Annotated in this window: 3 protein-coding genes; 1 reads left to right on the forward strand and 2 read right to left on the reverse strand. The window is 59.7% G+C overall.

The annotated features are described in order from the left end of the window. A partial coding sequence (locus tag BHD06_RS24105) for a hypothetical protein (RefSeq protein ID WP_217805724.1) occupies nt 1–229 on the forward strand: 229 nt, incomplete at its 5' end. Between the two features lie 109 nt (nt 230–338). Here the strand turns inward: BHD06_RS24105 and BHD06_RS22515 are convergent. Together BHD06_RS22515 and BHD06_RS22520 are read right to left on the reverse strand one after the other, a co-directional pair. After that, entirely contained in the window at nt 339–1,538 is a 1,200-nt protein-coding gene (locus BHD06_RS22515) for an IS91 family transposase (RefSeq protein ID WP_080459174.1), read from the reverse strand. A gap of 12 nt (nt 1,539–1,550) precedes the next feature. After that, nucleotides 1,551–2,438 (reverse strand): site-specific integrase, encoded by an 888-nt coding sequence (locus BHD06_RS22520; RefSeq protein WP_080459175.1) that lies wholly within the window; start codon nt 2,436–2,438, stop codon nt 1,551–1,553. Nucleotides 2,439–2,573 lie beyond the last annotated feature (135 nt).

The raw sequence follows: 2,573 nt of genomic DNA on the forward strand, positions 1-2,573 counted from the left end.
TCCTGAAGGTTTTTCGATGCTGGCCGGGGTGCAACTTTGCCGTCAGAGCTGCGTTCGGCCCGCGTTGACAAACCTCGGAAGGAGGAAGCCGCGGGGGCTGGTTGCGGCCTATGGGGAAAGAGCGCAGGCGGGCGAGACTGACTTTGCTGCGGGCGGTCGGTCGACTGTGTTTGATGCGCTTTTTGCAGTCATTTTCCGCCACCGTGGTCGCATGCATTTTGCCGATTGAGCGCTGATACTGCAATTCGAACCGTCATTCTGGCTGATGGCCGCAAGCGGTTTTGGCCGATCCGCCAAAGACGACCGGAGCATATCGAAGTGTGTAATCAAGCCTCTGATCATGCGGCCTGCTCCCGTGGTGGCGCGCGCGACATTGGTTTCTGGCCTCGCCGGAAGATCTCGACAATGCGCATTTGGCCACCGCAGCATGGGCATGGCTCACGCAGAGTGAGAGGGTTTGTCTCGGGTCCCGGCTCTGGTTCGTTGGTGACAACAGGCCGTTTAACATCAAGCAAAACCTGGATCTTCGAGATGTTTGTTTTGCGTTTTACGCTGGCCAAGAAGCCATAGTGCCGGATGCGGTGGAACCCCTCGGGCAGAACATGGATCAGGAAACGGCGAATGAACTCGGACGTTGCCAATCGCATGACCTTTTGGCGATCACCGGATTTGATACGGTAGTCTTTCCAGCGGAAAGCCACAGTATTGGCATCCGCACTAATCAGTCGGCGGTTCGAGATTGCGACCCGGTGGGTATAGCGGCTGAGATAGGCCAGAACTGCCTCGGGCCCGCCGAACGGGGGTTTGGCATAGACCACCCAGTCAGTATTGAGGAACGGGGCAAGCCACGTCGCGAAGGCATCCGTCTGCCCCAAGTACCCAAGATCGCCAAAGAAGGTGAGCTGGCCCGCTCGGTGCAACTCCATCAACCCTTCCAGGAACAGGCGGCGGAACAGTCGCGCCAGCACCCGCACATGCAGAAAGAACCCCGGTCTGCAGGCGACCCAACGTTTGCCATCAGGTGACAGACCGCCACCGGGGACGATCATGTGGATGTGAGGGTGATGCGTGAGCGCGGATCCCCAGGTGTGCAGGACGCTGGTTATGCCGACCTTTGCGCCGAGGCGCTTGCGGTCGGCGGCGATGGCCGTCACGGTTTGCGCTGATGCGCGGAACAACAGACCGTAGACCGCCTTCTGGTTCCAGTATGCGATGCGAGCGATTTCTGCGGGCATCGTGAAGACGACGTGGAAGTACTCGACCGGCAGCAAATCTTCGGCGCGCGCCGCCATCCAATCCCGCGCGGCGGGGCCCTGGCACTTGGGACAATGCCGGTTCTTGCAAGAGTTATAGGCGATGTGATGGTGGCCGCATTTGGCGCATCCCGCCACATGCCCGCCGAGAGCTTCGGTTCGGCAGGCTTCAATCGCCGACATCACCTTGAGTTGGCCGAGACTGACATGACCCGCATTGGCCCGCCGCCACGCGGGGCCATAGTTCCGAAAGATATCTGCGATCTCCAGCCTTGGGCGCGGCAACCGCCGGGGCCGTTACTCCAACCCTCGCCTGACGGTGTGATCCTGCAGCTTCTCCAACATCTCATACGGGCTGACAGTGCCGCGAATGGTTTTGGTCGCGACATGCGTGTAGCGCGCCGTTGTGCTAAGCTTGGAATGGCCCAGAAGAACCTGGATAACCCGGACATCCGTTCCGGCCTCGAGCAGGTGCGTGGCGAAGCTGTGGCGCAAGGTGTGCAGGGTGGCTGGTTTATTGATCCCGGCCATATGCTTGGCCGAGGTAAACGCCCGGTTCAACTGGCGCGGTGACAATGCCATGATTTTGGGTTTGCCCGGAAACAGCCAACCCTCAGGTCGCGCTTCCCGCCAGTAGTCACGCAGCAGATCAAGCAGGGCGGGTGACAACATGGCCTTGCGGTCCTTGTCGTTCTTGCCCTCGTCGACATGGATCAACATCCGGTCGCTGTCGATATCCGAGACCTTGAGATTGCAGACTTCAGATGCGCGCAGACCGGCACCATAGCTGATCCCCAAGGCCGCGCGATACTTGAGCCCCGGTCCGGGAACCGCCGCGAGCAGGTCGCCAACCTCCTCAATACTCAGAACAACGGGCAGCTTCTTCGGCTTGCGCCGGAACTGCATATACCGCTTCATCTCTTCGCGCCCACAGGTCATACCGAAGAAGAACCGCAGCGATACAATCCTCGCGTTGAACACGCCGGTCGAGACGCCGTTATCGGTCATGTGGAGTTGGTACGCGCGCAACTCATCCGGCGTCGCAGTATCCGGTGAGCGCCCGATGAACTCCGCAAAGTACCGCACCGCCCTGATATGGCCTTGCTGGGTCTTCGGCGACATTCCACGAATGCGCATGTCTTCAATCATCCGCTCACGCAGCGGGCTCATCTTCTCCTCTTTCATGAGATCCTCCTGTCATCAGATTGAGAAACCCCAATCGTCAAACAGGTCAGCCAAATTACAAAATGCGCGCCGTCAGGATCGATTCAATACGCCAGCCACAAGCGCCATTGCCGCGCGAGCGGCTTCGTCCTTCCG

The organism is Roseovarius sp. A-2 (assembly GCF_002072155.1).
Taxonomy (GTDB): domain Bacteria; phylum Pseudomonadota; class Alphaproteobacteria; order Rhodobacterales; family Rhodobacteraceae; genus Roseovarius.